This is a genomic window from Cysteiniphilum sp. GTC20157 (assembly GCF_055396795.1).
Map to the genome: position 1 here is coordinate 2,311,327 of NZ_AP044698.1, position 25,608 is coordinate 2,336,934.

19 protein-coding genes, 4 tRNA genes and 1 riboswitch are annotated in these 25,608 nt (G+C 40.4%); of the genes, 6 read left to right on the forward strand and 17 right to left on the reverse strand.

The annotated features are described in order from the left end of the window. Nucleotides 1–64: 64 nt before the first annotated feature. A riboswitch (Lysine riboswitch) is annotated at nucleotides 65–241 on the reverse strand. Between the two features lie 89 nt (nucleotides 242–330). Further along, nucleotides 331–1,206, reverse strand: coding sequence for a glycosyltransferase family 2 protein (locus tag ACZ5V8_RS10415; protein WP_464217724.1), 876 nt, complete (start codon nucleotides 1,204–1,206; stop codon nucleotides 331–333). A 59-nt stretch (nucleotides 1,207–1,265) separates the two neighbouring features. Between ACZ5V8_RS10415 and trpC the strand changes: the two genes are divergently transcribed. Further along, the gene (gene trpC, locus ACZ5V8_RS10420) at nucleotides 1,266–2,024 is read left to right on the forward strand and encodes an indole-3-glycerol phosphate synthase TrpC (protein WP_464217725.1); all 759 of its coding nucleotides are present in this window, start codon (nucleotides 1,266–1,268) and stop codon (nucleotides 2,022–2,024) included. Between the two features lie 94 nt (nucleotides 2,025–2,118). Here trpC and rpoC read toward each other — a convergent pair whose 3' ends face one another. From rpoC to ACZ5V8_RS10485, 13 genes are all read right to left on the reverse strand, one after another. Further along, nucleotides 2,119–6,393, reverse strand: a complete 4,275-nt coding sequence (gene rpoC, locus ACZ5V8_RS10425; protein ID WP_464218736.1) for a DNA-directed RNA polymerase subunit beta' — start codon at nucleotides 6,391–6,393, stop codon at nucleotides 2,119–2,121. Nucleotides 6,394–6,500: 107 nt separating this feature from the next. Then, nucleotides 6,501–10,592 (reverse strand): DNA-directed RNA polymerase subunit beta, encoded by a 4,092-nt coding sequence (rpoB, locus tag ACZ5V8_RS10430; protein WP_464217726.1) that lies wholly within the window; start codon nucleotides 10,590–10,592, stop codon nucleotides 6,501–6,503. Between the two features lie 176 nt (nucleotides 10,593–10,768). Beyond that, entirely contained in the window at nucleotides 10,769–11,143 is a 375-nt protein-coding gene (gene rplL / locus ACZ5V8_RS10435; RefSeq protein WP_440616676.1) for a 50S ribosomal protein L7/L12, read from the reverse strand. A gap of 46 nt (nucleotides 11,144–11,189) precedes the next feature. Continuing rightward, nucleotides 11,190–11,708, reverse strand: a complete 519-nt coding sequence (rplJ, locus tag ACZ5V8_RS10440; RefSeq protein ID WP_192484788.1) for a 50S ribosomal protein L10 — start codon at nucleotides 11,706–11,708, stop codon at nucleotides 11,190–11,192. A gap of 240 nt (nucleotides 11,709–11,948) precedes the next feature. Continuing rightward, nucleotides 11,949–12,644: a 50S ribosomal protein L1 gene (gene rplA, locus ACZ5V8_RS10445; RefSeq protein ID WP_464217727.1), complete on the reverse strand. Its 696-nt coding sequence runs from the start codon at nucleotides 12,642–12,644 to the stop codon at nucleotides 11,949–11,951. Next, nucleotides 12,644–13,078 (reverse strand): 50S ribosomal protein L11, encoded by a 435-nt coding sequence (gene rplK / locus ACZ5V8_RS10450; RefSeq protein WP_119329028.1) that lies wholly within the window; start codon nucleotides 13,076–13,078, stop codon nucleotides 12,644–12,646. The genes rplA and rplK overlap by 1 nt, the downstream gene beginning before the upstream one ends. A gap of 114 nt (nucleotides 13,079–13,192) precedes the next feature. Next, nucleotides 13,193–13,753, reverse strand: a complete 561-nt coding sequence (nusG, locus tag ACZ5V8_RS10455) for a transcription termination/antitermination protein NusG (RefSeq protein WP_192484797.1) — start codon at nucleotides 13,751–13,753, stop codon at nucleotides 13,193–13,195. A 73-nt stretch (nucleotides 13,754–13,826) separates the two neighbouring features. Beyond that, on the reverse strand, nucleotides 13,827–14,243 hold the full coding sequence (secE, locus tag ACZ5V8_RS10460; RefSeq protein ID WP_464217728.1) for a preprotein translocase subunit SecE: 417 nt from the start codon (nucleotides 14,241–14,243) through the stop codon (nucleotides 13,827–13,829). Nucleotides 14,244–14,324: 81 nt separating this feature from the next. Beyond that, a tRNA-Trp gene (locus ACZ5V8_RS10465) sits at nucleotides 14,325–14,400 on the reverse strand. Between the two features lie 27 nt (nucleotides 14,401–14,427). Continuing rightward, complete coding sequence (gene tuf / locus ACZ5V8_RS10470; RefSeq protein WP_440616680.1) at nucleotides 14,428–15,612, reverse strand: elongation factor Tu; 1,185 nt, start codon at nucleotides 15,610–15,612, stop codon at nucleotides 14,428–14,430. Between the two features lie 33 nt (nucleotides 15,613–15,645). Further along, nucleotides 15,646–15,721, reverse strand: a tRNA-Thr gene (locus tag ACZ5V8_RS10475). Nucleotides 15,722–15,767: 46 nt separating this feature from the next. Next, a tRNA-Gly gene (locus ACZ5V8_RS10480) sits at nucleotides 15,768–15,841 on the reverse strand. A gap of 12 nt (nucleotides 15,842–15,853) precedes the next feature. Next, nucleotides 15,854–15,938 (reverse strand) — tRNA-Tyr (locus ACZ5V8_RS10485). Between the two features lie 114 nt (nucleotides 15,939–16,052). Here ACZ5V8_RS10485 and ACZ5V8_RS10490 point away from each other — a divergent pair. Continuing rightward, complete coding sequence (locus ACZ5V8_RS10490; protein WP_464217729.1) at nucleotides 16,053–16,655, forward strand: DUF4124 domain-containing protein; 603 nt, start codon at nucleotides 16,053–16,055, stop codon at nucleotides 16,653–16,655. A gap of 6 nt (nucleotides 16,656–16,661) precedes the next feature. Here ACZ5V8_RS10490 and ACZ5V8_RS10495 read toward each other — a convergent pair whose 3' ends face one another. Next, nucleotides 16,662–18,065, reverse strand: coding sequence for an ATP-binding protein (locus ACZ5V8_RS10495; RefSeq protein WP_440616683.1), 1,404 nt, complete (start codon nucleotides 18,063–18,065; stop codon nucleotides 16,662–16,664). Nucleotides 18,066–18,615: 550 nt separating this feature from the next. On the opposite strand from ACZ5V8_RS10495, the gene rpoS reads away from it, so the two are divergent. The 3 genes from rpoS (at nucleotide 18,616) to ACZ5V8_RS10510 (ending at nucleotide 22,242) form a co-directional block, all read left to right on the forward strand. Further along, nucleotides 18,616–19,653 (forward strand): RNA polymerase sigma factor RpoS, encoded by a 1,038-nt coding sequence (rpoS, locus tag ACZ5V8_RS10500; protein ID WP_440616685.1) that lies wholly within the window; start codon nucleotides 18,616–18,618, stop codon nucleotides 19,651–19,653. Between the two features lie 246 nt (nucleotides 19,654–19,899). Continuing rightward, entirely contained in the window at nucleotides 19,900–21,171 is a 1,272-nt protein-coding gene (locus ACZ5V8_RS10505) for a citrate synthase (RefSeq protein WP_440616687.1), read from the forward strand. A 210-nt stretch (nucleotides 21,172–21,381) separates the two neighbouring features. After that, nucleotides 21,382–22,242 carry a sulfurtransferase gene (locus ACZ5V8_RS10510; RefSeq protein ID WP_464217730.1) on the forward strand — a complete coding sequence of 287 codons (861 nt, stop codon included), beginning with the start codon at nucleotides 21,382–21,384 and terminating at the stop codon, nucleotides 22,240–22,242. Here ACZ5V8_RS10510 and ACZ5V8_RS10515 read toward each other — a convergent pair. Beyond that, the gene (locus tag ACZ5V8_RS10515) at nucleotides 22,192–22,764 is read right to left on the reverse strand and encodes a flavodoxin family protein (protein ID WP_440616691.1); all 573 of its coding nucleotides are present in this window, start codon (nucleotides 22,762–22,764) and stop codon (nucleotides 22,192–22,194) included. The two genes, ACZ5V8_RS10510 and ACZ5V8_RS10515, sit on opposite strands and share 51 nt — an antisense overlap. A gap of 292 nt (nucleotides 22,765–23,056) precedes the next feature. Here ACZ5V8_RS10515 and ACZ5V8_RS10520 point away from each other — a divergent pair, with 292 nt between their 5' ends. Then, nucleotides 23,057–24,325: an MFS transporter gene (locus ACZ5V8_RS10520; RefSeq protein ID WP_464217731.1), complete on the forward strand. Its 1,269-nt coding sequence runs from the start codon at nucleotides 23,057–23,059 to the stop codon at nucleotides 24,323–24,325. Here ACZ5V8_RS10520 and serS read toward each other — a convergent pair. Next, on the reverse strand, nucleotides 24,322–25,599 hold the full coding sequence (serS, locus tag ACZ5V8_RS10525; protein ID WP_464217732.1) for a serine--tRNA ligase: 1,278 nt from the start codon (nucleotides 25,597–25,599) through the stop codon (nucleotides 24,322–24,324). The genes ACZ5V8_RS10520 and serS overlap by 4 nt on opposite strands. Nucleotides 25,600–25,608 lie beyond the last annotated feature (9 nt).

Consider the following 25,608-nt stretch of genomic DNA (forward strand, 5'->3'; position numbering starts at 1 on the left):
CATTTATCGACACGGGGTTACGGCTTTTGCAAAATTTGACTCATGTGTTTGACAAAAATACAAATACAACCGAAGCGCCCCACGTCTTTGTTGACGTGACAGTCCTGCTGCCTTTCAGCAGCAGACCCAAGTAATTCAGCCATAACACATCATTACTTTCGGCGCCTGCTCTATTGCTATTGATCACTAGGTGTTATGACCTTCACAAAAGCGCTATAGCTTGCGCACCTCTTCTTTTATTTTTAAAACTTTTTAAATTTAATCTTTTGCCACGGTAACGTGACTCTTTTACTATAACGTTTGCGTTTTATTGCTGTCAAAACTTTTATGCTAGATTTTTTTGAAATACTTCCGACTCAAGTCCAGACCAAATAATTTCTCCAGTTTCATCTTAAAACGTTGTCGCTTTTCTTTTTTGGTTAGAACATGATTTGGATTGGCTTTAAAAAGTCCTTCTTCTTTAGCAAAAAAACCCTCGATAATATTCGGATGTGTGCCCTTAAACTCTGTTAAGATCTGATGATCGATATCACTGTATTTTGAGTCAAAGCCTTCAGACTTGCCCCAATGCTTATTCACCTGGCTAATTTTCTTACTCATTGCCGCCTCAGGACGCACCCAACCATAATGATAAATATAGTTATCAAGTAATTTTGCCTTTGGATAACGTGCGATTCGATTGGACTTCTTAGGGTCAAGAACCAGCCAATACAAACCATCTGGCGCGTAACTTCTGACACTTGCCTTAATGATTCTTGGTGCATAGCGATACCAAGTCGGTGATGAAAGATAGGTATTGGTATTGCCATAAAAGTGGTAATAATGAAATGCTAACGCTTCGACTTCTTGGTCATCTTTATAGCGATGCAACGCCTCTTTAATTGCTTCAAGATCATTCTCATGCACGATCTCATCACCCTCTAAATAAAAAAGCCAATCTCCAGTACAGGCAAATTGCGCAATCATTTTCTGCTGGGCATAGGTATAACCTTTAACCTGCATATGTTCATTCCATACTGTCTCGATAATTTTAATCTTTGGCTGCTCTTTTGCTAACTGCTGTAATATCTTGGGACTGTTATCTTGCGACTGCCCCAAAGCAATCACAAACTCATCACAAATCGGCAAAATAGACTGAATCGATTGAATATAGGGGAAGCATAGCTCTTCGGCATTGCGTAAAAAGGTAAATCCTGATAATTTCATAACACATTTCAACATTTTTATTTTTTAATAGTGTACACATAAAGTAATAAGGACATAACGTGATTTTACAAAAAATTATTGAATCCAAACATCAAGAGCTAAAGCAGTTACCTGATCTAATCCCCGAAGCATTGCTTCCTGCAAAATATGATTTTTTACAAGCCATAAAAACACATAAGCCTGCAATTATTGCTGAGCTTAAATCCAAATCACCTTCTGAAGGGGTAATTGACCCAAATTATGACCCAGTTACAATCGCTAAAGCCTACCAAGCAGGCGGCGCTTGCGCATTATCCATTTTGACTGACAAGCCTTTTTTTGGTGGTAGTTTTGAAGATATTCGCAAAGTGCGTGATGTGGTCACCATCCCAATATTATGCAAAGAATTTATTATCGATGAAAAACAAATTTATCAAGCACGCCTTAAAGGTGCTGACGCCTGTCTTTTAATTGTGCGTTGCTTAGATAAAGAACGTTTACAAGCACTTATCCAATGTGTTGAATCACTTAACATGACGGCATTGGTTGAAGTATTTGATGAAAAAGAAACAGAAACGGCCTTAGCCTGTAACGCTAAACTAATCGGTGTTAACAATCGCAATCTAGATACACTTGAGATGGACACCAATAATATTGTACGTCTACAAAAAATAATTCCTCAAGATATTACGCTATTGAGCTTATCAGGTGCTAAAACACCTCAAGACCTCCATCATTTTGGCTGTACTTATGATGGCGTTTTAGCCGGAACTGCTTTAATGCGCGCTAACGATAAGGTTGCATTTTTGCAGGAAGCAATAGATGCAACCACACCATAGATGGATTTTTTTTGACCAATACATAAACAAAAAAGCCTCGCTGGAATAATTCCAACAAGGCTTTAAATTATATTCGACTTTAGAAAATTAATAACTACTCATCATAGTCCTCATCATCATCTTGTCTTTTGTTTTCATCTAGATCATCGTCACCGATAACAAATAGATCTTCAAGGTCAACGCTATTTTCTTCAGCATCTGCATTTAATGCTGCACTTAGCGCCATTTCAAGCTCATCCATTGATGGACCTGTTTCTAATGCTTCTTGCTCTTGTAAGTGCTTACGCTTACGCTCTTGGTGATGTGCAAGCCCCGTACCTGATGGAATCAAACGTCCAATCAATACGTTTTCTTTCAAGCCACGCAATTGGTCTTCTTGCCCACCAACCGATGCTTCCGTTAGAACGCGAGTTGTTTCTTGGAAAGACGCAGCTGACAGGAACGACTCTGTAGACAATGACGCTTTAGTGATACCCAATAAAATGTGTTCATAAATTGCCTCTAGCTTGCCTTCAGCACGTAGTTTTTCATTCTCTTCCAAGACTTGAACCAACTCAACTGGCTCGCCATCAACAAATTTACTATCACCTGCAGCTAAGATATTGACCTTGCGTAACATCTGACGAATAACCGTCTCGATATGCTTATCGTTAATACCCACACCTTGTAAGCGATAAACCTCTTGGATTTCATTAATAATATAATCTGCAAGCTCATGCACACCTTTCAAACGTAAAATTTCATGTGGATCTAATGGTCCATCAGAAATGATTTCACCCTTAGAAACATGCTCACCTTCAAATACGTTAATATGACGCCATTTAGGAATCATAATTTCAATCGGATCCATATCTTCTGGCGAGATAATCAAGCGACGCTTGCCTTTTGTCTCTTTACCGAAGCTAACAATACCTGAAGCCTCTGCCATAATTGCAGCATCCTTAGGACGGCGCGCCTCAAACAAGTCTGCCACGCGTGGTAGACCACCAGTAATATCCTTGTTTTTAGAACCTTCTTGCGGAATACGCGCGATAACATCACCGACTTCGATCTTCGTGCCATTTTCGATATTCAAAATCGCGCCCACTGGCATAAAGTAGCTTGCTGGAATATTGGTATTCGGGAAGCATAACTCTTCACCGACTTCATCAATCAAGCGCACCAATGGTTTGATGTCTCTATTACCACTTTTTTGCGAGTCAGAGGTAATAACAACACTTGAAAGTCCTGTCATTTCATCGGCTTGGTGCTTCATCGTTACACCATCAATAAAGTCAGTGAAGTTTATGTGTCCAGCAACCTCAGCAACTACTGGATGTGTATGCGGATCCCAGGTCGCGACAACTGCACCTGCTTTAACTTGTGCATTATCATTTACTGGTAATTCAGCACCGTATGGTACTTTGTACTTCTCGCGCTCACGCCCAAACTTATCAATAATACTAATTTCACCTGAACGCGAAACGACTACGTGATTACCTTCGCGGTTTTTAACAGTTTTAATATTATTAAACTTAATACGTCCACCATTTTTGATCTGAACGTTGTTTTCAGCGGTATCCTGTGATGCCGCCCCTCCAATATGGAATGTACGCATCGTTAACTGTGTGCCCGGTTCACCAATGGACTGTGCTGCGACAACACCAACTGATTCACCCATATTAACCAAATGTCCGCGCGCAAGATCTCGTCCGTAACATTTAGCACATAAACCACGACGCGTTTCACAGGTGATCGATGAACGAATGATAACTTGGTCAACACCATTTTTCTCAATCAATTCAACGACTTTCTCATCAAGCAATGTACCTGCTTCAACTAAGATCTCATCTTCACCTGGCTTATAAATATCTTCGGCATTGACACGACCTAGTAGACGCTCGCCCAAAGGTACAACCACGTCCCCACCTTCAATCAAGGCAGAAACCGTTACGCCTTTTTGTGTACCACAATCATCTTCAATAATGACCAAGTCTTGTGCCACATCAACAAGACGACGTGTTAAGTAACCTGAGTTAGCTGTTTTTAATGCCGTATCAGCAAGACCCTTACGTGCACCATGCGTTGAGGTAAAGTATTGTAAAACCGATAGACCTTCACGGAAGTTTGCCGTAATAGGTGTTTCAATAATCGAGCCATCCGGTTTTGCCATCAAACCACGCATACCTGCAAGCTGCCTGATCTGTGCTGCAGAACCCCGCGCGCCTGAATCTGCCATCATGTATACTGAGTTAAATGACTCTTGCTCAATTTCAGTACCCGTTTTATCAGCAACTTTTTCTTTCGAAATCACTTCCATCATTGATTTGGCAACTTTCTCATTGGCACGTGACCAAATGTCAATTACCTTGTTATAACGCTCACCAGCAGTAACTAAACCACTTGCATACTGCTCAGAAATTTCTTTAACTTGACCTTCAGCTTCAGCCAAAATACCTACTTTAGCATCAGGAATAATCATATCGTTGATACCGATTGAAATACCCGATTTCGTTGAATATTTATAACCGGCATACATTAATTGGTCAGCAAAAATCACCGTGGCTTTTGTGCCTAAACGACGATAGCATTGATCAATAATCTTACCCACTGCCTTTTTAGTCAATGGTTGGTTAATCAATGAAAACGGTAATCCTTCCGGTAGAATGCTTGATAATAAAGCACGTCCAACCGTTGTTTCAACAATACCCTTCTCATCAATATATTCGCCAGATTCAAGCAGAACCTTGTGATCCAAACGTACTTTAATCTTTGCATGAACATCAACAACACCGGCATCATAAGCACGCTGAACGTGTAATAGGTCAGCAAATAATTTGCCTTCCCCTTTAGAATTAATCTTTTCACGCGTCACATAATAAAGACCTAGGACAATATCCTGCGTTGGCGCAATTACAGGGGAACCACTTGCTGGAGATAAGATGTTATTGGTTGACATCATCAACACGCGCGCTTCAAGCTGTGCTTCAATCGTCAATGGCACGTGAACTGCCATCTGATCCCCGTCAAAGTCAGCGTTAAATGCCGTACAGACCAATGGATGCAACTGTATCGCTTTACCTTCAATCAAAGTTGGCTCAAATGCTTGAATACCCAATCTATGCAACGTTGGTGCACGGTTAAGAAGCACAGGATGCTCGCGGATCACCTCTTCTAAGATATCCCAAACAACCGCTTCTTCACGCTCAACCATCTTCTTGGCTGCTTTAATCGTTGTCGCATGCTCATAATGTTCAAGCTTTGAGTAAATAAATGGCTTAAATAGCTCTAATGCCATCTTCTTTGGCAAACCGCATTGATGTAAGCGCAATGTAGGACCAACGGTAATGACTGAACGACCAGAATAGTCAACACGCTTACCTAAAAGGTTTTGGCGGAAACGACCTTGCTTACCTTTAATCATATCTGCTAATGATTTTAAGGCACGTTTATTTGAACCAGTTACCGCACGTCCGCGACGACCGTTGTCTAATAATGCATCAACTGATTCCTGTAGCATACGCTTTTCATTACGCACGATAATATCAGGCGCATTAAGCTCTAAAAGACGCTTTAAACGATTGTTACGGTTAATAACACGGCGATATAAATCATTCAAATCAGAGGTTGCAAAACGCCCTCCATCCAGAGGTACTAACGGACGCAAATCCGGTGGCAACACCGGCAAAACTGTCATAATCATCCATTCAGGTTTATTACCTGATTCACGGAATGATTCTAATAACTTCAAACGCTTTGTTAATTTCTTAAGCTTAGTTTCTGAATTGGTTGTTGGGATTTCTTCACGAATCGTTTCAATCTCATGATTAAGATCGGTGTCAATCAACAACTTTTGAATTGCTTCCGCACCCATTTGTGCTTCAAATTCATCACCATACTCTTCTAATGCGTCAAGATAGGTTTCTTCATTGAGTAACTGTCCTTTTTCAAAAGGTGTCATCCCAGGATCAGTCACTGCATATGCTTCAAAATATAAAATACGCTCGATATCGCGTAATGTCATGTCTAGCAACAAACCAATACGCGATGGCAGTGATTTCAAATACCAAATATGTGCTACAGGACAAGCCAAATCAATATGTCCCATACGCTCACGACGAACACGCGCTTGTGTAACTTCAACACCACACTTCTCGCAAATAATACCACGATGTTTTAAACGCTTGTATTTACCACACAAACATTCGTAGTCTTTGATTGGGCCAAAAATTTTGGCACAGAATAAACCATCTCTTTCAGGTTTAAATGTACGATAGTTAATGGTTTCTGGCTTTTTCACTTCACCATATGACCATGAGTGAATCATTTCAGGTGACGCAAGACCGACACGAATACGGTCAAACTCTAAATCTTTACCTTGCTGTTTCATACCGCCTAGTAAGTTTTTCAAGGCTCTACTCCTATTTTTGCAAAGTTTAAAATCAAAATGCTACAGGCTATGCCCATAGCTGTTTCATTACGACAACTAAAGTGTGTTTAGTTTTCTAAATCAGACTCAAGGTCAATATCAATACCTAATGCACGTACTTCTTTCATTAATACGTTGAAAGATTCAGGTAGACTTGCGTCCATCTTGAAATTACCATCAACAATATTTTTGTACATTCTGGTACGACCGTTTACATCATCCGATTTAACCGTCAACATTTCACGAAGTGTATAAGCAGCACCATAAGCTTGTAGTGCCCACACCTCCATCTCACCAAAACGCTGACCACCAAACTGTGCTTTACCACCCAGTGGCTGTTGCGTAACCAAACTATAAGAACCTGTTGAACGCGCATGCATCTTATCATCAACCAAATGGTCTAGCTTTAACATGTACATATAACCAACGGTCACATGGCGATCAAATGGTAAGCCAGTACGCCCATCATAAAGCTGCGCTTGACCACTTTCATTTAAGCCACAAAGTTTTAGAAGGTCTTTGATGTCTTTTTCTTTCGCGCCATCAAATACTGGTGTTGCAATTGGCACACCTGATCTTAGGTTATAAGCCATTTCAATCACTTGATCATCATCAAGCTGACTTAAATCAACTTTTTTATTACCTATCGTGTTATAGACTTCTTCTAAAGTCTTACGAATATCTTGTGCTTTTTGACTTGCTTCAAGTGCATCTGAGACTTTATGCCCTAATGCTCTTGCTGCCATACCCATATGCGTCTCAAGTACCTGACCGATGTTCATACGTGACGGAACCCCTAGTGGATTCAAGACAATGTCCATAGGTGTGCCATCTTCAAGATAAGGCATATCTTCAATTGGTAATATGCGTGATACAACACCCTTATTACCATGACGACCTGCCATTTTATCACCTGGCTGAATACGACGTTTAACGGCAACAAATACCTTAACTATCTTAAGAACGCCTGGAGACAAATCATCACCTTGGACAAGTTTTTTGCGTTTTGCTTCAAACTTTGTCTCAAAGTCTTTGCGCGCTTGTTCAATCTGTGCTTTACAACGTGTAATTGCTTCCATCGTTGTTTCATCTTCCGCACGAATATCAAGCCACTGGACAAGCTCAAGATTCTTTAAATACTCTTTAGTTATCTCTTGTCCACGTTTTAAGCCACCAGGACCCGCTAGTGCCTTCTTGCCAGTTAGCTCTTGCAATAAATAAGAACGCACAGCACCTTCAACAATACGATACTCATCACGTAAGTCTTTACGAATACGTGCCAATTCTGCTTTTTCAATTTCAACAGAACGTTGATCTTTTTCTAAACCATCACGCGTAAACACTTGAACGTTAATGACTGTACCATACATACCAGTTGGCATTCTTAATGAACTGTCTTTAACATCGGAAGCTTTCTCACCGAAGATAGCACGTAGTAGCTTTTCTTCAGGTGTTAACTGCTGCTCGGCCTTAGGTGTGATCTTAGCAACCAATACATCACCAGGTGCAACATTGGCACCAATATGAATAATACCGGCTTCATCTAATTTATTTAGTGCATGTTCACTGACATTAGGAATATCTGAAGTAATCTCTTCAGCGCCTAATTTAGTATCACGTGCAATACAGGTGAGCTCTTCAATATGGATCGAAGTATAGCGATCATCTTCAACAATACGCTCAGATAATAAAATTGAATCCTCAAAGTTAAACCCATTCCACGGCATAAATGCCACAAGAAGGTTTTGACCTAAAGCCAGCTCCGCCATATCAGTCGATGAACCATCTGCTAACACATCACCTTTTTTAACAACATCTCCAGGACGCACAATTGGACGTTGGTTAATACAGGTGTTTTTGTTTGAACGACGGAACTTTGTTAAGTTATAAATATCAACAACAGAGTCACCTTCATTGATTTCGTCATTACTAGCGCAAACGACGATACGACCACCATCAACTGCGTCAACAACACCTGAGCGCTTAGCAACAATACACGTACCTGAGTCACGCGCGACAATACGCTCCATCCCAGTACCCACTAATGGCTTCTCAGCTCTAAGTGTTGGCACCGCCTGACGTTGCATGTTTGAACCCATCAATGCACGGTTCGCGTCATCATGCTCCAAAAATGGAATAAGGGCTGCCGCAACTGAAACCATTTGTTTCGCTGAAACATCCATATATTGGACCTGATCAGCCGTTGTGAAAATTGCCTCACCTTTTGAACGACACTGAATTAACTCATCGGTTAGACGACCTTTTTTATCCATGGCAGCAGATGCTTGAGCGATCACATAATTGCTCTCATCAATTGCTGATAAATAATCGATCTTATCAGTGGCAACGCCATCAATCACCTTGCGATATGGTGCTTCTAAGAAACCATAGTGATTCGTGCGCGCATAACATGCCAAAGAGTTGATCAAACCAATGTTTGGACCTTCTGGTGTTTCAATCGGACATAAACGACCATAGTGTGTCGTATGAACGTCACGCACTTCAAAGCCGGCACGATCTCTTGATAAACCGCCTGGTCCTAACGCTGAAATACGGCGCTTATGGGTTACTTCTGATAATGGGTTATCTTGATCCATAAACTGTGACAATGCACCTGAACCAAAGAACTCTTTAATCGAAGCGGTAATTGGTTTAGCGTTAACAAGATCTTGCGGCATCGCACTTTCACGATCAACCATTGATAAGCGCTCACGCACTGATCTCTCCACTCGCACCAAACCGATTCTAAATTGGTTTTCAGTCATCTCACCAACCGCACGGATGCGGCGATTTCCTAAGTGATCAATATCATCAACATCACCGCGCCCATCACGAATATCAATCAATGTTTTGACAACATCAATAATATCTTCTTTAGTTAGAACACCTGACCCTTTGTCTGATTTACGTCCCAAGCGGTTGTTAAACTTCATGCGACCGACTGCCGATAGATCATAACGATCTTCTGAAAAGAATAGACCTTGGAAAAGATTCTCTGCTGAATCTTTTGTTGGTGGCTCACCTGGACGCATCATGCGATAAATTTCAACTAATGCTTCATCACGATCACGACATACATCATTTCGCAACGTATCAGCAATATAGGAGCCACGATCTAGGTCATTAGTATCAAGCGTTTGGAATGTTGTAATACCGCGATCAGATAATTTTTCCAATAATGCAGGTGTAATCTCTTCATTAGCCTGCGCCAATACCTCACCTGACGTTTCATCAACGATACGTGAATATAACACTTTACCAACGACATAAGAAACAGGAACATCAATTTGATTTAAGCCTTGCTCTTTCATAAGCTTTGTATGTCTGGCAGTAATCCGTTTGCCTTCAGCAACTAGCACTTTACCATCTGTATCAACCACATCAAAAGAGGCTGTTGTTCCCTTTAGTGAATCCGGATCAAAAGTCATCATTAATGTGCCATCTTCGACAGCGAATTCAACCGGTTCATAAAAAATCTTTAATAGCTCATCCTCAGTGTAACCAAGTGCTTTTAGCAACACAGTAGATGGTAATTTACGACGTCTATCTATACGCACATAAAGTAAGTCTTTTGGGTCAAATTCAAAATCTAGCCATGATCCACGATATGGGATCACGCGCGCTGAGTGTAATATTTTACCTGAGGAATGGGTTTTGCCTTTGTCATGATCAAAGAACACACCTGGCGAGCGGTGCAACTGCGATACAACCACACGTTCTGTACCATTGATTACAAAGGTTCCGTTATCAGTCATTAATGGGATTTCACCCATATAAACTTCCTGCTCACGGACATCTTTAATCACTTTATCTTCTACTGGTGCTTCTTTGTCATATATCACCAATCTCAGCTTAACACGTAAAGGTGCGGCATAGGTTACACCTCTAATGCCACATTCGTTTTCATCAAAAACAGGCTCACCTAAACGGTAGCTTACATAGTGAAGCTCGGAATACCCTGAAACGCTTGCTATGGGGAAAACCGATTTAAAAGCTGCTTCTAAACCGTTATTTTTACGGCTTTGCGCTTTTACATCTTGTTGCAAAAACTCTTTATATGAATTTACTTGAACAGCAAGCAAATATGGAACATCTAGAATATTAGGAAGGTTCCCAAATTCTTTACGGATTCTTTTTTTCTCAGCGTATGAGTACGACATCAGGCACTTCCTCTGACTACATTCGTTTTAACCACTAAATCATGCCAAAAGTTTGGAAAACTTTATTTATCTGCAATTACAGACACATCTACAAATGCTATTTGTTAGATAGCAGAAAAGGCCAACAGATAAAACACCTGTTAGCCTTTACTTTTTAACTTAAAATAATCGTTTGATTACTTAAGCTCAACCTTAGCACCAGCTTCTTCAAGCTGCTTTTTAAGTGCTTCAGCATCATCTTTAGAAGCAGCTTCTTTGATTGTGAAAGGCACGCCTTCAACAGCATCTTTTGCTTCTTTAAGACCTAAACCAGTTGCTGCACGAACTGCTTTGATCGCGCCAACTTTATTAGAACCCGCTTCAACTAAAACAACGTCAAATTCAGTTTTTTCTTCTGCAGCGGCAGCATCACCTGCAGCAGGAGCTGCAACTGCAACAGCAGCTTGTGCAGAAACACCGAATTTTTCTTCCATCATCTTAACCAATTCACAAACATCCATAACGCTCATTTCAGCAACTGCATTTAGGATATCTTCTTTAGTAATAGCCATTATATACTCCTATTAAATAATTTAATTTCAAAAACGAAAAGTGGTTTTATTTTGCATCACCAACAGCAGCGAATACACGAACAGCTTGCGCTGGAATCTCGTTAGCAGTACGCACAAACTTGGTAACAGGTGCAAGTAATACATTGCACAATAACGCAAGTGCGTCGTTTCTGCTTGGAAGCTTAGACATTTCTTCTAGCTTATCCGCGCCAAACAACTCACCGCCCATTGCTAAGTTCTTCACTTCAAAAGCTTTATGATCTTTCATAAAACCTTTAAATAACTTAGCTGCCGCACCTGGCTCTTCTTTCGAGAAAGCCAACACTAAAGGACCGACAAGCGCATCATTCATGCACTCAAACTCAGTTCCTTTAAATGCGATTCTTGCTAAGTTATTGCGAACAACTTTCAAGTATACACCTGATTCACGAGCTTGTTTGCGTAAATCACTCATTTGATTCACAGTCAAGCCGCGGTAATCAGCTACCGCTGCAGACAATGCCAAGGATGCCTGTTCGGCAACTTCTGCCACAATCGCTTTTTTATCTTCAAGCTTTAGCGCCATTAGCTAATCCTCTTGTTTTTGTCTACGTTATTATTTAATACGATGTTGAAACCAAATAAAAAATTTTATTCTCTTCAAAGGTCACACGCACCGTCTGCGTAGGAAATTAAGCGATCTTGCGATCACACCTACGGTCTTTGACATCACTGACTTAACATGACATTAAGTAGCGACCCAAAGAAACTTGCTTAAGTCCTTAGCACAAAACCGCACCAAGGCACACAAAAAAGGCTCGTTATCTTAAACCTCGATTGTACTCATGTCAAGCATAATCCCAGGACCCATTGTACTAGATACCGTGACCTTCTTAATATAAACACCTTTTGCTGTTGCAGGCTTAAGTTTTTTAAGATCTGCCAAAAGTGTTTCTAAGTTTTGTTGTAAAGCCGCTGGCTCAAAATCGGCTTTACCGATTGTCGTATGCACAATACCTGCTTTATCAACACGGAAACGAACCTGACCTGCTTTTGCATTAGTAACCGCTTGAGCAACATCAGTTGTTACCGTACCTACTTTAGGATTTGGCATTAAGCCCTTTGGACCAAGGATTTGACCTAGCTGACCAACGACACGCATTGCATCAGGTGTTGCAATCACAACATCAAAATCCATGTTACCTTTCTTTACTTCAGCAGCTAAATCATCCATACCGACGATATCAGCACCAGCTTCAGTTGCCTTGGTTGCATTCTCACCTTGAGTGAATACAGCAACGCGAACCGTTTTACCTGTACCGTTTGGCAATACAGAGGCACCACGCACAACTTGATCAGATTTACGCGGATCAACGCCTAAGTTTACGGCAACATCGATAGATTCTTTGAATTTAACTTTTGAAAGTTCTTTTAAAAGGTTGAATGCATCAGTTGCTGAATAAGCATCTAGTTTATTTACTTTTTCAGACAAAGCTTTCATTCTTTTTGATAACTTAGCCATTACTCAACCCCCTCAACTTTAAGACCCATGCTACGCGCACTACCTGCGATTGTTCTAACTGCCGCATCTAAATCTGCCGCTGTTAAATCAGGCTCTTTCGTCTTAGCGATTTCTTCTAACTGCTCACGGTTAACCGTGCCGGCAACATCTTTAGAAGGGTTTGAACTACCAGATTTGATCTTGGCAGCTTTCTTCAACAAGAACGAAGCTGGTGGTGTTTTCATTGTAAATGTGAAACTTCTGTCGCTATACACAGTAATCACAACAGGAACCGGCGCACCTTGTTCCATTTTTTGCGTCTGCGCATTAAATGCTTTACAGAATTCCATGATATTCACACCATGCTGACCCAATGCTGGACCAATTGGAGGACTAGGGTTTGCTTGCCCTGCTTTTACCTGAAGCTTAATATAAGCTTGTACTTTCTTTGCCATTATTTACTCCTACTTTGGGTATAACGCTATTTTACAAATAGCTCCCCTATTATTTTTTACTTAACACCTAGTATTAAGCACCTTATATCACTGATTTAATACAGCGATAAACTCCTAAGCATCTTTCTCAACCTGTGAGAACTCAAGCTCAACAGGTGTAGAACGCCCAAAAATTGAAACCGCGACATGCACACGCGATTTTTCATAGTTAATTTCCTCAACCACACCAGTGAAGTCAGCAAACGGACCATCCAATACACGAACCACTTGCCCAACCTGAAACGTAGTGCGTGGTTTTGGCGCTGTTTTATCTGCACCTGTTTTTAATGTACCTAAAATTCTTTCAGCCTCAACATTACTAATCGGCATTGGACGCTCACTCGTTCCACCAACAAAACCACTAACGCGCGGCGTGCGACGCACAAGCTGCCAAGCGGCTTCATCCATTTCCATCTGAATCAAAACATAACCCGGAAAGAATTTACGCTCACTTTTACGCTTTTGTCCTGCTTTCATCTCAACGACTTCTTCAGTTGGCACTAAAATCTTGCCAAAGAAATGCTCCAAGCCTTCTAACTTTATTTTTTCTTCAATCTGAGATTTAACCCGCTTCTCATAACCTGAATAAGCTTGAATAACATACCACCTCTTTTTACCACCACTCTCTACTTCCATATCTGGCTGAGTAGCCTCTGTTTCGACATGCTCATTTGGCACATCTTTCTCATCCGCAGACATAAACAACCTCTTAACTTAATATCGCTTGAATAAGGTACATAAAAAGCATACCCACAAAATAAATAATAACCGACGCCACAGCAACAATTGCCAAGACAATCAGTGTTGAGTTAATCGTCTCTTGACGTGTTGGCCATACAACTTTGCGCATCTCCAACCTAGCCTCTAAAACAAATTGCCAGCCTTTTGCACCTTGATTTGTTTGTCTACCAATTGCCAATAAAACAACAACACCAACGATAATAAGTACCGCCATCAATGCAGATGATTCGGTAAAAAGCGAGAAATACATACTCGAAAAAACAATGACTGCAGCGATGATCACCATCAATAACCACAACATCTTATTATTAGCGCTACTTATCTGACGCATATCAGCTTTTTTAGTGGTGGTTGTCCACACTTTTTTAGTTACTGAATCTTTCATCTAGAAGCCTCATTTCCCACTACAAACAAAAACGGCGTGCAATCTTAACACAGATTAACACGCCGTTCAAGTCAATTTATTTGGCAGGCCAGGAGGGACTCGAACCCCCAACTTGCGGTTTTGGAGACCGCTGCTCTACCAATTGAACTACTGGCCTACAAAACTTATCGAGTTACCACTAATATTAAGCAAGGATCTTAGCTACAACACCAGCACCAACCGTACGACCACCTTCACGAATTGCGAAGCGTAAACCGTCTTCCATCGCGATAGAGTTGATCAATGTAACAACCATTTTAATGTTGTCACCAGGCATGACCATTTCAACACCTTCTGGCAACTCAACTGAACCAGTTACATCCGTTGTACGGAAGTAGAATTGAGGTCTATAGCCTTTAAAGAACGGCGTATGACGACCGCCTTCTTCTTTAGATAACACATAAACTTCTGCTTCGAACTTAGTGTGCGGCGTAATTGAACCCGGCTTACAAAGAACCTGACCGCGCTCAACATCATCACGCTTCAAACCACGAATCAGAATACCAACGTTTTCACCCGCTTTACCTTCATCTAGAAGTTTACGGAACATTTCAACACCAGTAACTGTAGTCTTTTGAGTATCTCTAATACCAACAACTTCAACTTCTTCACCAACTTTGATAACACCACGCTCAACACGCCCAGTAACAACCGTACCACGACCAGAAATTGAGAACACATCTTCAATTGGCAACAAGAAAGGCTTGTCAGTTTCACGTTGTGGCTCAGGGATGTATTCATCAAGCGTTTTACCTAATTCAAGAATAGCATCAACCCATTTTTGCTCACCAGCTAAAGCACCAGTCGCTGAACCTTTAATGATTGGCGTATCATCACCAGGGAACTCGTACTGATCAAGAAGTTCACGAACTTCCATTTCAACCAATTCCAACAACTCTTCATCGTCAACCATGTCACACTTGTTCAAGAAAACAACAATATATGGAACGCCCACCTGACGAGATAAAAGGATATGTTCACGTGTTTGCGGCATAGGACCATCAGCAGCTGAACATACAAGAATCGCACCATCCATTTGAGCTGCACCAGTAATCATGTTTTTAACATAATCAGCATGCCCTGGACAGTCTACGTGTGCATAGTGACGATTTGGTGTTTCATATTCAACATGTGAAGTTGAAATAGTAATACCACGCGCCTTCTCTTCTGGCGCATTATCAATCTCATCGAACGCACGAGCAGCACCACCATATGCTTCTGAAAGCACCTTAGTGATCGCAGCTGTTAAAGTTGTTTTACCATGATCAACGTGACCAATTGTACCAACGTTAACGTGCGGCTTATTACGTTCAAATTTTTCTTTAGCCATTATTTGCTCCAAAGTTTTATTAACAAACCCAAATGGTGCTCACAACCAGATTTGAACTGGTGACCTCTCCCTTACCAAGGGAGTGCTCTACCTACTGAGCTATGCGAGCTTCAATCTTTAAAATTCTTTAAATACACTTTTTAAATCCCTTTATATGGAGCGGGCGATGGGAATCGAACCCACACTATCGGCTTGGAAGGCCGAAGTTCTACCATTGAACTACGCCCGCACTGGGAAATCGTGGTGGAGGGGGCAGGATTCGAACCTGCGAAGGCTGAGCCGTCAGATTTACAGTCTGATCCCTTTGGCCGCTCGGGAACCCCTCCAGCGTGCTGGCGACAATCATAGGGCTTTAGTTTTTAAAAATCAACTTTTTTTCATCGATTTTTTTGCCTATAATTTCATGCACCAGATTTTGAAAACTTAAGCAGTTAAGACGCGTGGAAGTATATACGAAAGCAAAATCATTTTGCCAGCATTTTTTGCTATTAATTTTAGTTTTTTTCATCTTCACAGCAAATGCTGAGATATATCACTGGCAGGATAAAAATGGCAACACTGTTTTTTCCAATACACCACCAAGTAAAAACACCAAAACAACAACAGTTAACACTCAAACAGTAAACGTTATTACCAAAACAAACACCAAAACTGACCATGAGGATGACGAAGATGAGATTAATCTGCCACAAGTAATGACAGATAAACTCAAAGAAAAACTTTCCGAACATATCGACAATCAAAAAAGCACGCTTAATATCAAAATCACATCCCCTGCCAACAACACACATATTCATAATTTTTACCCGCTAATCCCCATTCAAACCTTGCCATCACTATCTGCCAAAGCCAAAGTGATGGTTATTGCGAATGAACATGAGGGCAGCGCAGTCTATCAAAACAATACATGGAATATACCAAGACCCTTTCCTGGCAAAAACGACATAAGCCTCTATGGCAAAACTGAAACAGGAGACCCTTTCTTCTCTGACTCAATCACCATGTATATTCATAACAGCCGTGTCAATCAGAATGCTAAATAGATGCTCTTAACTAACTCCCACCGCTTTACTCTCTGGAAAGCGTATCATTATTGTCAAACCTTGACCTCCGTCCGAGGTACGCGCTGCTATCTGCCCATCGTGCAACCTAACAATCTCCTTAACAATGGAAAGCCCAAGCCCACTGCCTGCCTGCCCTGTTCCTGCTTCACGATAAAAACGATCAAAAATTCGCTTTTGCTTATCCTCAGCAATCCCAATTCCATTATCAACCACTTCAAATAACACTTCTGATTTTGCCACATAGCTATATAAGACAACTTTACCGCCATCTGGGGTGTAGCGAATGGCATTATCAATAAGATTTCTAAATAATATATTTATCAGCGTTTCACTAACATAAACAACTGCCGCGGATTTGCTTGGCAAAAACTCCAACTCAATATTTTTTTGCAGCGCCAATAGCGCTAACTCTGCAAGCTGATTCTCAGCAATGTTATTTAAGTTTACATTCTTTCTATCCGGCAAATCCTGCTGCGGCTCTAAGCGACTTAGTGTAAGCAGTTGATCAATAATATAAAAATAACGATCCGCCCCACTGATAATATTAGCAATGCGCTTTTTAATCTCAACCATATCATCCAAGTTAAGCGCAACCTCGGCTTGTGTTTTTAACGCAGCCAATGGGGTTTTTAACTCATGTGCCGCATCTCCGGCAAAACGCTTTTCACGCTCTAATACCTTACTAAATTTTTGAAATAGAATATTTAATTGATTTAATAGCGGAATCACTTCAGGTGGTGCTGTTTTGACAGCAATTGGCTCAAGCTTACGCGGGTCTTTTACCGCGATTGCACGGCGAATATCAGACAAAGGTCGCAATGCCAATTGCACCACAATAAATATAGACAGCAATAGAAATATATATAATGTGATCAAATCCCATAAAGCACTGCGAAATAAATTTAAAAACATTTGGTGCTTAAAATCAGAACTAACCAACACCACAATGCGATAGGGTTGATAGCGACTATTAATGCTAAACATATTCCACAGCTGTGATCCTTGCGCTGTTTTCAACTTCACGGTTTGAAAACTATCAAGCTCCGTCTTTTGAAAAGTAGAAACATCCGGCGAGCCGGTTGAATGTAAGATCAAACTGCCACTGCGACGGTCATAAACTTGGAAAGCAAACGAATCCTTATATACATTGTCAAACTGCGCGATTTTAGGTTTTAAGTTTCCTGCAATATTTTCCAGTGTTGTTAACGAGTTAGACTCTAGTAGGTCACTTAACTGGCGTTTTGAACTATCAGTAATCGCAGCGGACAATAAGGCATCAATCGCATTGGCACTATTAACCATTTGCATTTTAAATAGGTCTTCATTTTGTTGACGCATTTGATAGTAATTAAAAACACCCAAAATAAATATTGAACAACTAATAAGCAATATTAAGCAGATGCTTAAAAACTTTTGAATAGATAATCTATTATTAAGAAAAGTAAAGTAATTCGCGCGTTCCATAATGCTCAAAACATTCAAAGTAACTAGGCATATAAGATCTTACCCTAGCATATAAGTGGTTGCCCAATCATATCGAACTTATGAGTGATAATCTAGCATAACTCACTAAGACCTCTTGACTGGTGACACATCAAAGAGCAAATAAAGACACAAGAGAGACTACTTATAAATCAATTCATGGCAGCAAAATACAATACTTTTGCAGAGATCAACTATCAGACTTGCCATCTTGCTTATATTAAGGTTACGATAATCGCCGACAGGGACATAAAAATATCTGATAACATTTAACCATATAGCCTACAGCAGATTCATCATTTTGCTCTTTCGCATATGAGATGTTATTGCGATAATGTTAAAGGAGTATAAATTGGGTTGTTATGCAGCGAAACTACAATAAACAAATGCATAGTATGCCGCCCTTTTGATCACAACAATTCTAACCATTCTATGGTAGGGTAATAAGGAGATAGACGTGTTACAGCCAGATAACCAAAATAAGTTTGATGACAAAGCAAATAACGTCATTAACACGCTCACAAATGACTATGCTGAAGATAACGACAATGACGATGTCGAGAACAATAGTTATGCACCAGACAATTCTATTGATCATGATGACGATGACAGTGCGTTTAATAATACGGGGGTTGATACCCATGACTTTTCACACGTAGACAATGACGCCACGCGAATGTACCTTGTTGATATTGGTTTTAGACCATTACTAACAAAAGATGAGGAATTCTATTATGCTCAAAAAGTGCAAAAAGGTGACTTAAAAGCAAAGAATATCATGATCGAAAGCAATTTACGCCTTGTTGTAAAAATCGCTAAACGTTATAAACCACGCGGCAACAGCTTAAGCTTTCTTGATTTGATTGCTGAAGGTAATCTTGGTTTAATTCGCGCTGTTGAAAAATTTGACCCTGAGTTAGGTTGGCGCTTCTCAACCTATGCCACTTGGTGGATACGTCAAAACATTGAACGCGCACTCTTAAACCATCAACGCACAATCCGTGTTCCTGTGCATATACTAAAGGAGCTCAATGTATACCTGCGCGCAGCAACGGAACTGACTAAACTGCTTGATCACGAACCTTCCCCTGAGGAGATTGCTGAATTTATTGATCGTCCTGTTGAGGACATTCGCAAAATTCTCACGTCAACCGTACCGATGGATTCACTGGATGACGCTTATGATGACTCTAATCGCAGCATGCTCGATACAATTGCAGATGAACAAACCAGTGATCCTGAGGACATTCATTTACATCAAAAGGCAGCACAGTTTATTGATCAGTGGCTTGATGAATTAAGTGACAATCAACGTGCTGTGTTATCAATGCGCTTTGGTCTGCGTGGCTATGACATCCAAACCCTTGAGGAAACAGGCACACAAATTGGACTGACGCGTGAACGCGTGCGCCAAATTCAAGTTGATGCACTACGCCGCTTAAAAGTAATTGCTGCGGCCAATAATATTGATGCGAATCTATTCACTAAACAATAAGCATATAAATCAACATTATAGCTCTGATAAAATTTCGTCATTTCTAGCAAGCACTGATAAAGAATAAACCTCCCAACGCCAACTCTTTGGGTGTCTTTATTTGACAACTGTGGGGATATAAGCTTAAATGTGCCTCAAGATTTTTTACTTACCTGCACAAACCAAAACAACACTAAACCTCTGTTGTTGACCTATGTCACAGCTGAGTTTTTTGCTGTTTAAATGTGCCAAATCATGGAGATCAACATGTCTGAAACTGCTGTTTTAAACATCCAACACAAAAATTTATCATTAACGCTACCAATTCACACCCCCGTCTTAGGTCAACAAACTGTTGATGTATCTTCTTTAGTTAAAGAAGGTTTATTCACTTATGACCCAGGCTTTCTTTCAACCGCAGCGTGCTGGTCAAAAATCACTTATATTAACGGCGGTCAAGGTGTACTTCTGCATCGCGGTTATCCTATTGAGCAATGGGTTGAAAAATCGCACTACTTGAATCTTTGCTATGCCTTATTAAATGACAAATTACCAAGCTCTACTGAGGTTAATGCATTTAGTCAACGCATTTTAGATCACATGCCTGCATGCGAACATATTGCGCATACAATCAAGGCATTTCCACAAGACACGCACCCGATGGCAGCCTTAATGGCAGCAGTGAGCGTTATGTCTGCAGAAAATCAAAAAACAATGAATAAGAAAGATCCTGAGCAACAAATAGCAATGGCAGAAAAAATTATTGCACGTATTCCAACATTAGTTGCAATGACTTATCGCCATCGTAATGGCTTGCCTTTTATGGCGCCTAAGAAATCTTTTTCATATGCTGAAAATTTCTTATATATGATGTTTGCCGACAATGAAAATTATCAGCCAGATCCATTAGCCGCACGTGCCATGGATACGATTTTCATATTGCACGCGGATCACGAGCAAAACGCTTCTACTTCAACTGTACGTCTTGCTGGCTCCACGGGCACTGATCCATATGCAGCTATTGTTGCTGGCATTGCCGCTCTTTGGGGACCCGCGCATGGTGGTGCTAATGAAGCCGTCGTTAAAATGCTTGAGCAAATTGGTGATGTAAGCAATATCGATAAGTTTATTGAGCGCGCTAAAGATAAAGAAGATCCATTTAGATTAATGGGATTTGGTCATCGCGTATACAAAAACACTGACCCACGTGCAACAGCTATGAAAAAAGCATGTGAAAGTATTCTTAATCAAATGGGTGATAGTAATAACCCATTACTGCACATTGCCAAGAAACTTGAAGCTATTGCTTTAAATGACACATACTTTATTGAACGAAAACTCTTCCCAAATGTTGATTTCTACTCAGGAATCATCTTGAAAGCATTGGACATCCCAACCTATATGTACACACCCATTTTTGCCTTGGCTCGCACTTCTGGCTGGATCTCTCAATACCTAGAAATGTACAATGACCCTGCGATGAAAATCGGTCGTCCACGTCAGCTTTACATTGGCGAAAACAAAAGAGATTTACCATAATTATTGATTTATCATTTTTACCTTAACCAAACTTTGCAGTATTCTCTGAGTTAAGGATAACTTATGACACTTCAAAAAATTTTTCGTGATCACCATGAGATAAACTGTAATTACTATCCACATAACAATAGTCAAATAACACTGACCTTTATTCATGGCACGGGTGGGTGACAAACTCAATGGCGTCATTTTTAGATTGGATACTTAATCATGCTACATCCTAAAGAAACAACTTTTGTTAGCACAAAGTGGCTCTATGCCAACTTAAATCTACCGCAACTCGTCATACTCGATGCGACACTCACCGATAAAAAGTATAGTGCCTCATTTATTCCACAGAGTCGCTATTTTGATTTGAAGCAACACTTTAGCGACTTAAATAATTCTTTGCCACACACATTGCCCCAAGCTCAATACTTTGCCCTTGCCGCAGCAAAACTTGGCATCCATAACGATAGTATTATCGTGGTCTATGACCAGAATGGCATTTACTCGAGTGCGCGCTGCTGGTTGATGTTTAAAGCAATGGGACATCATAATATTTATATCCTAGATGGTGGTCTGCCGCAATGGCTCAATAATAATCTACCAACGACAACTAGCTATATTACAGCCACTACAGCATATTTTGCAGCTACGCTAACCAATGAGTACTTTTGTAGCAAAGAACACATATTGAATAATTTAAGTAACAACTACGCCATTGTCTTTGATGCACGATCACCAGAACGCTTTAGCGCACGAGAACCAGAGACACGTGATAACCTAAATTCAGGTCATATCCCACGCTCTATTAATATGCACTACGTCAGCGTCCTTGATCAAGGTTGCTTTAAATCAAAAAAAGCACTCACAACTATATTTGCTACTCATGCACCTGATTTACAACAACCACTTATTTTTACGTGTGGCTCAGGTGTCACTGCTTGTATATTAGCAGCAGCTGCAACGATTGTTGGTTATCACAACATCAGCGTTTATGATGGCTCATGGAGTGAGTGGGGAAAAAAGGAACTACAATTACCTTTTTGCCAAAAGGATCACATATTCTGCGATACGTCGCCCAAATAATTCAGCTGTTATTTTATCGCCAATAGGGGGGGTTACTTCAGGAGAATCGTTTTCTGATTGTGTCATGAGCCCCAAAGATCCACCCATCCGATTTAATGCTTCCAAATGTCCTCCATGATGCTCATTTTGCCCTGAGGTATTATCAATACCCAATGACAGCCACAACATACCATGCTGACAAGCAAAGGTGCATAGCTGCATTAACACGTTAAACTTATCACCACTTAGAGAGCCTGAGTTGGTGAAGCCTGCAGCGAGCTTATCTTTCCAGCCTTTTTTTAACCAGACTTTTGATGCATCATCCATAAACTTTTTAAATTGATATGGCACCGAGCCCATATACGTTGGCGCGCCAAATATAATCGCTTCGTAATCATTAAGCGCATCGACATCTTGCAATTCATCAACACTAATAAGCACCGCATGCACTTCTTTTGATGCATTGACACCCATTCTAATATGATCTGCTACCTTCTTAGTATGCCCATAACCACTGTAATAAACGATTGCTACATTTTTCATGTTAAAAATGATATTCATTCTTAAATAAAGTATTGGCATTGTAGCACGCCTAATGTGAGATTCAATAAAGCCTCTCATACAAAAGTATGCAATGAATCAAGAATAAGTTGCATCAGCCCCTTGTGGGATTGCTCGTGCTGCTTAAGCTGCACGGGTGAGGGGGATAATTGAAGCTCAACTTATTCTTCATTATTACTATGATCAATTTATCCTCACCAATTTAGGGTGCATTTCAAATTCAATATCTGCTAGACTTACGCACACTAAAAATTCATGCAACAAGTGTTTTCTTATGACTACTGATCAACGCCCACAACGGGTTACTTTTTTTGGGTGTTTTTTATTTCTACTTGGCAGCCTTTTCTTTATCTATGAATATTTTGCACGCACATCACTAGACTCACTCAACGCCATGCCGCATAACGCATTTGCCCATAGCCTACATATCACTCCAGAGCAGCTTAGCCTTATTGGTGCGGCTTATGCCATTGCTTACTCTGTCATGCAAATCCCTGTAGGGATTATCCTAGATCGTTTTGGCGTACGCAAAGTGGGGACATTTGCTATTTTGTGGTGTGCTATTGGTGTTTTAATATTTAGCTTCGCCTCAAGCTTTTATTCCGCATTTATTGGTCGACTTTTCATTGGCTTTGGCTCAGCTTTTGCTTTTATCTTGCTCCTTAAAATCGTGCTTGATTGGTTTCCACATCGCATTCTAGGTCTTGTGGTTGGCATGACACAAATTCTTGGCGTGATCGGGCCCATTCTTTCCAACGTCCCCTTGGCTTATGCACTTGAATCTGTTGATTATCAGTGGCGTATTGTTTTTTATTTCATCACCATTGCAGGCATTATATTATCAGTCATTTTCTTGATATTTGCACGTGATCGTCAATCAGCAAAAAACATTCTCTCAATTAAAGCAGTCACCCTACAAACATTGTCACTTTTTAAATATCGTCAAATTCTTATCATCGCTATTTTTGCATTCTTTATCTATCCAGCAGCGGAGCTATTTGGTTCATTGTATGGCTCTAGCTATTTGGTCAGCATGGGCTACTCACAAATTTCTGCTAGCTCTGCCATTCAGTTTATTTGGCTTGGTATGGGGCTTGGCAGCCCCATACTAGGCTTATGCTCTGATTTGATGGGTAAACGCAAACCTGCGCTATATGTAGCTGCACTGATAGGTGTTATTGCCTCATCTATTATTGTTTGGGTCCCAAGCCTTCATTTACACTTATATTATTTACTGTTTTTCTTATTTGGATTTGCAACAGGTGCTCAGGCAATTTCATTTAGTGTCGTGGTTGAAAACGTGCCTAGAAAGCTTGAAGCAACGGCAATGGCATTTAACAATATGAGTGTTGTTTTAGGTGCGGCAGTTATTCAAATATTGGGAGGTGTGACCTTAAGTAAAATTGCATTAAGCTCATCACAATTTAACACTCAGAATTATGAAGTTATGCTGAGTATTAGTATTGTCTTTTTTGCAGTGGCTTTTATATTCAGTCTATTTTTTATTAAAGAAACACATTGTCAAAGGCAAGTTATCAACTAAGCTTTAATGACATGTAAACCGCCCATATATTTGCGCAATACTTCAGGTACGACAATAGAGCCATCTTTTTGCTGATAATTCTCTAATACGGCAACAAGCGTTCTACCAACGGCTAAACCTGAGCCATTTAGAGTGTGTAATAACTCTGGCTTATTCATATCTTTTGATTTAAACCGCGCCTGCATACGTCTGGCTTGAAAATCACCACACCAACTACAAGATGAAATCTCGCGATAGGTATTTTGTGATGGAATCCACACTTCCAAATCATATGTTTTACGTGCTGAAAAGCCCATATCTCCTGTGCATAGAGTTAATACACGGTAGGGTAATTCTAGTTTTTGCAAAACCGCCTCAGCATGTGAGGTTAACTCCTCCAAGGCATTTAAGCCTTCATCAGGTGCAACGATATGCACCATTTCAACTTTCTCAAACTGATGTTGCCTAATGAGCCCACGGGTATCACGCCCGTAAGATCCCGCCTCACTACGAAAACATGGTGTATGTCCTACGAATTTCAGTGGTAAATTCTCAGCCGCAACAATTTCATCACGCACAATATTAGTGATGGGCACTTCTGCTGTTGGAATCAAACTAAATGGAAACTGCTCTTGGATATTAAAAAGGTCCTCTGAAAACTTCGGTAATTGCCCCGTGCCAAATAATGATTCTTTATTAACAAGATAAGGCACATAAACCTCATTATAGTCATGATCATTCACATGTAAATCAATCATAAACTGCGTTAACGCACGTTGTAATTGCGCGATTTCTTTTTTCAATACAACAAAACGACTGCCTGTCAATTTGACCGCTGCTTGGAAGTCCATGCCACCAATCTTCTCACCCAAATCAACATGATCCTTCACTTCAAAATCAAACTGTTTAGGCTCACCCCAACGTCTGATTTCAAGGTTATCATTCTCATCTTTGCCTATAGGAATATCATCAGATGGCAAGTTAGGCATTCTCGCAATAATCGCCATGATTTTATCTTGAATAGCTTTTAGCTCATCTTCTAGCGCTTTCAGCTCATCACCTAAGTTAGCAACTTCTGCCAAAATGCTTGATACATCTTTCTTTTGTGCTTTCAACATACCAATTTGCTTTGAGGCGGCATTGCGTTTAGCTTGCAAATCTTGTGTTTTCTGCTGAGCGATACGGCGCTCTTCTTCTAGTGCATTAAAGGCATTAATATCAAGCGCATAACCGCGCGTTAATAACCCTTTTGCTACTGCATCAATATCACTTCTTAATAGTTTTGGATCAATCATTTATTTTCT

Excerpts from the sequence above, each read along its gene's own strand:
- ACZ5V8_RS10415 (WP_464217724.1), bottom strand. The coding sequence starts at position 1,206 with ATGAAATTATCAGGATTTACCTTTTTACGCAATGCCGAAGAGCTATGC.
- rpoC (WP_464218736.1), bottom strand. The coding sequence starts at position 6,393 with ATGAAACAGCAAGGTAAAGATTTAGAGTTTGACCGTATTCGTGTCGGT.
- rpoB (WP_464217726.1), bottom strand. The coding sequence starts at position 10,592 with ATGTCGTACTCATACGCTGAGAAAAAAAGAATCCGTAAAGAATTTGGG.
- rplL (WP_440616676.1), bottom strand. The coding sequence starts at position 11,143 with ATGGCTATTACTAAAGAAGATATCCTAAATGCAGTTGCTGAAATGAGC.
- rplJ (WP_192484788.1), bottom strand. The coding sequence starts at position 11,708 with ATGGCGCTAAAGCTTGAAGATAAAAAAGCGATTGTGGCAGAAGTTGCC.
- rplA (WP_464217727.1), bottom strand. The coding sequence starts at position 12,644 with ATGGCTAAGTTATCAAAAAGAATGAAAGCTTTGTCTGAAAAAGTAAAT.
- rplK (WP_119329028.1), bottom strand. The coding sequence starts at position 13,078 with ATGGCAAAGAAAGTACAAGCTTATATTAAGCTTCAGGTAAAAGCAGGG.
- nusG (WP_192484797.1), bottom strand. The coding sequence starts at position 13,753 with ATGGAAGTAGAGAGTGGTGGTAAAAAGAGGTGGTATGTTATTCAAGCT.
- secE (WP_464217728.1), bottom strand. The coding sequence starts at position 14,243 with ATGAAAGATTCAGTAACTAAAAAAGTGTGGACAACCACCACTAAAAAA.
- tuf (WP_440616680.1), bottom strand. The coding sequence starts at position 15,612 with ATGGCTAAAGAAAAATTTGAACGTAATAAGCCGCACGTTAACGTTGGT.
- ACZ5V8_RS10505 (WP_440616687.1), top strand. The coding sequence starts at position 19,900 with ATGTCTGAAACTGCTGTTTTAAACATCCAACACAAAAATTTATCATTA.
- ACZ5V8_RS10510 (WP_464217730.1), top strand. The coding sequence starts at position 21,382 with ATGCTACATCCTAAAGAAACAACTTTTGTTAGCACAAAGTGGCTCTAT.
- ACZ5V8_RS10515 (WP_440616691.1), bottom strand. The coding sequence starts at position 22,764 with ATGAAAAATGTAGCAATCGTTTATTACAGTGGTTATGGGCATACTAAG.
- ACZ5V8_RS10520 (WP_464217731.1), top strand. The coding sequence starts at position 23,057 with ATGACTACTGATCAACGCCCACAACGGGTTACTTTTTTTGGGTGTTTT.
- serS (WP_464217732.1), bottom strand. The coding sequence starts at position 25,599 with ATGATTGATCCAAAACTATTAAGAAGTGATATTGATGCAGTAGCAAAA.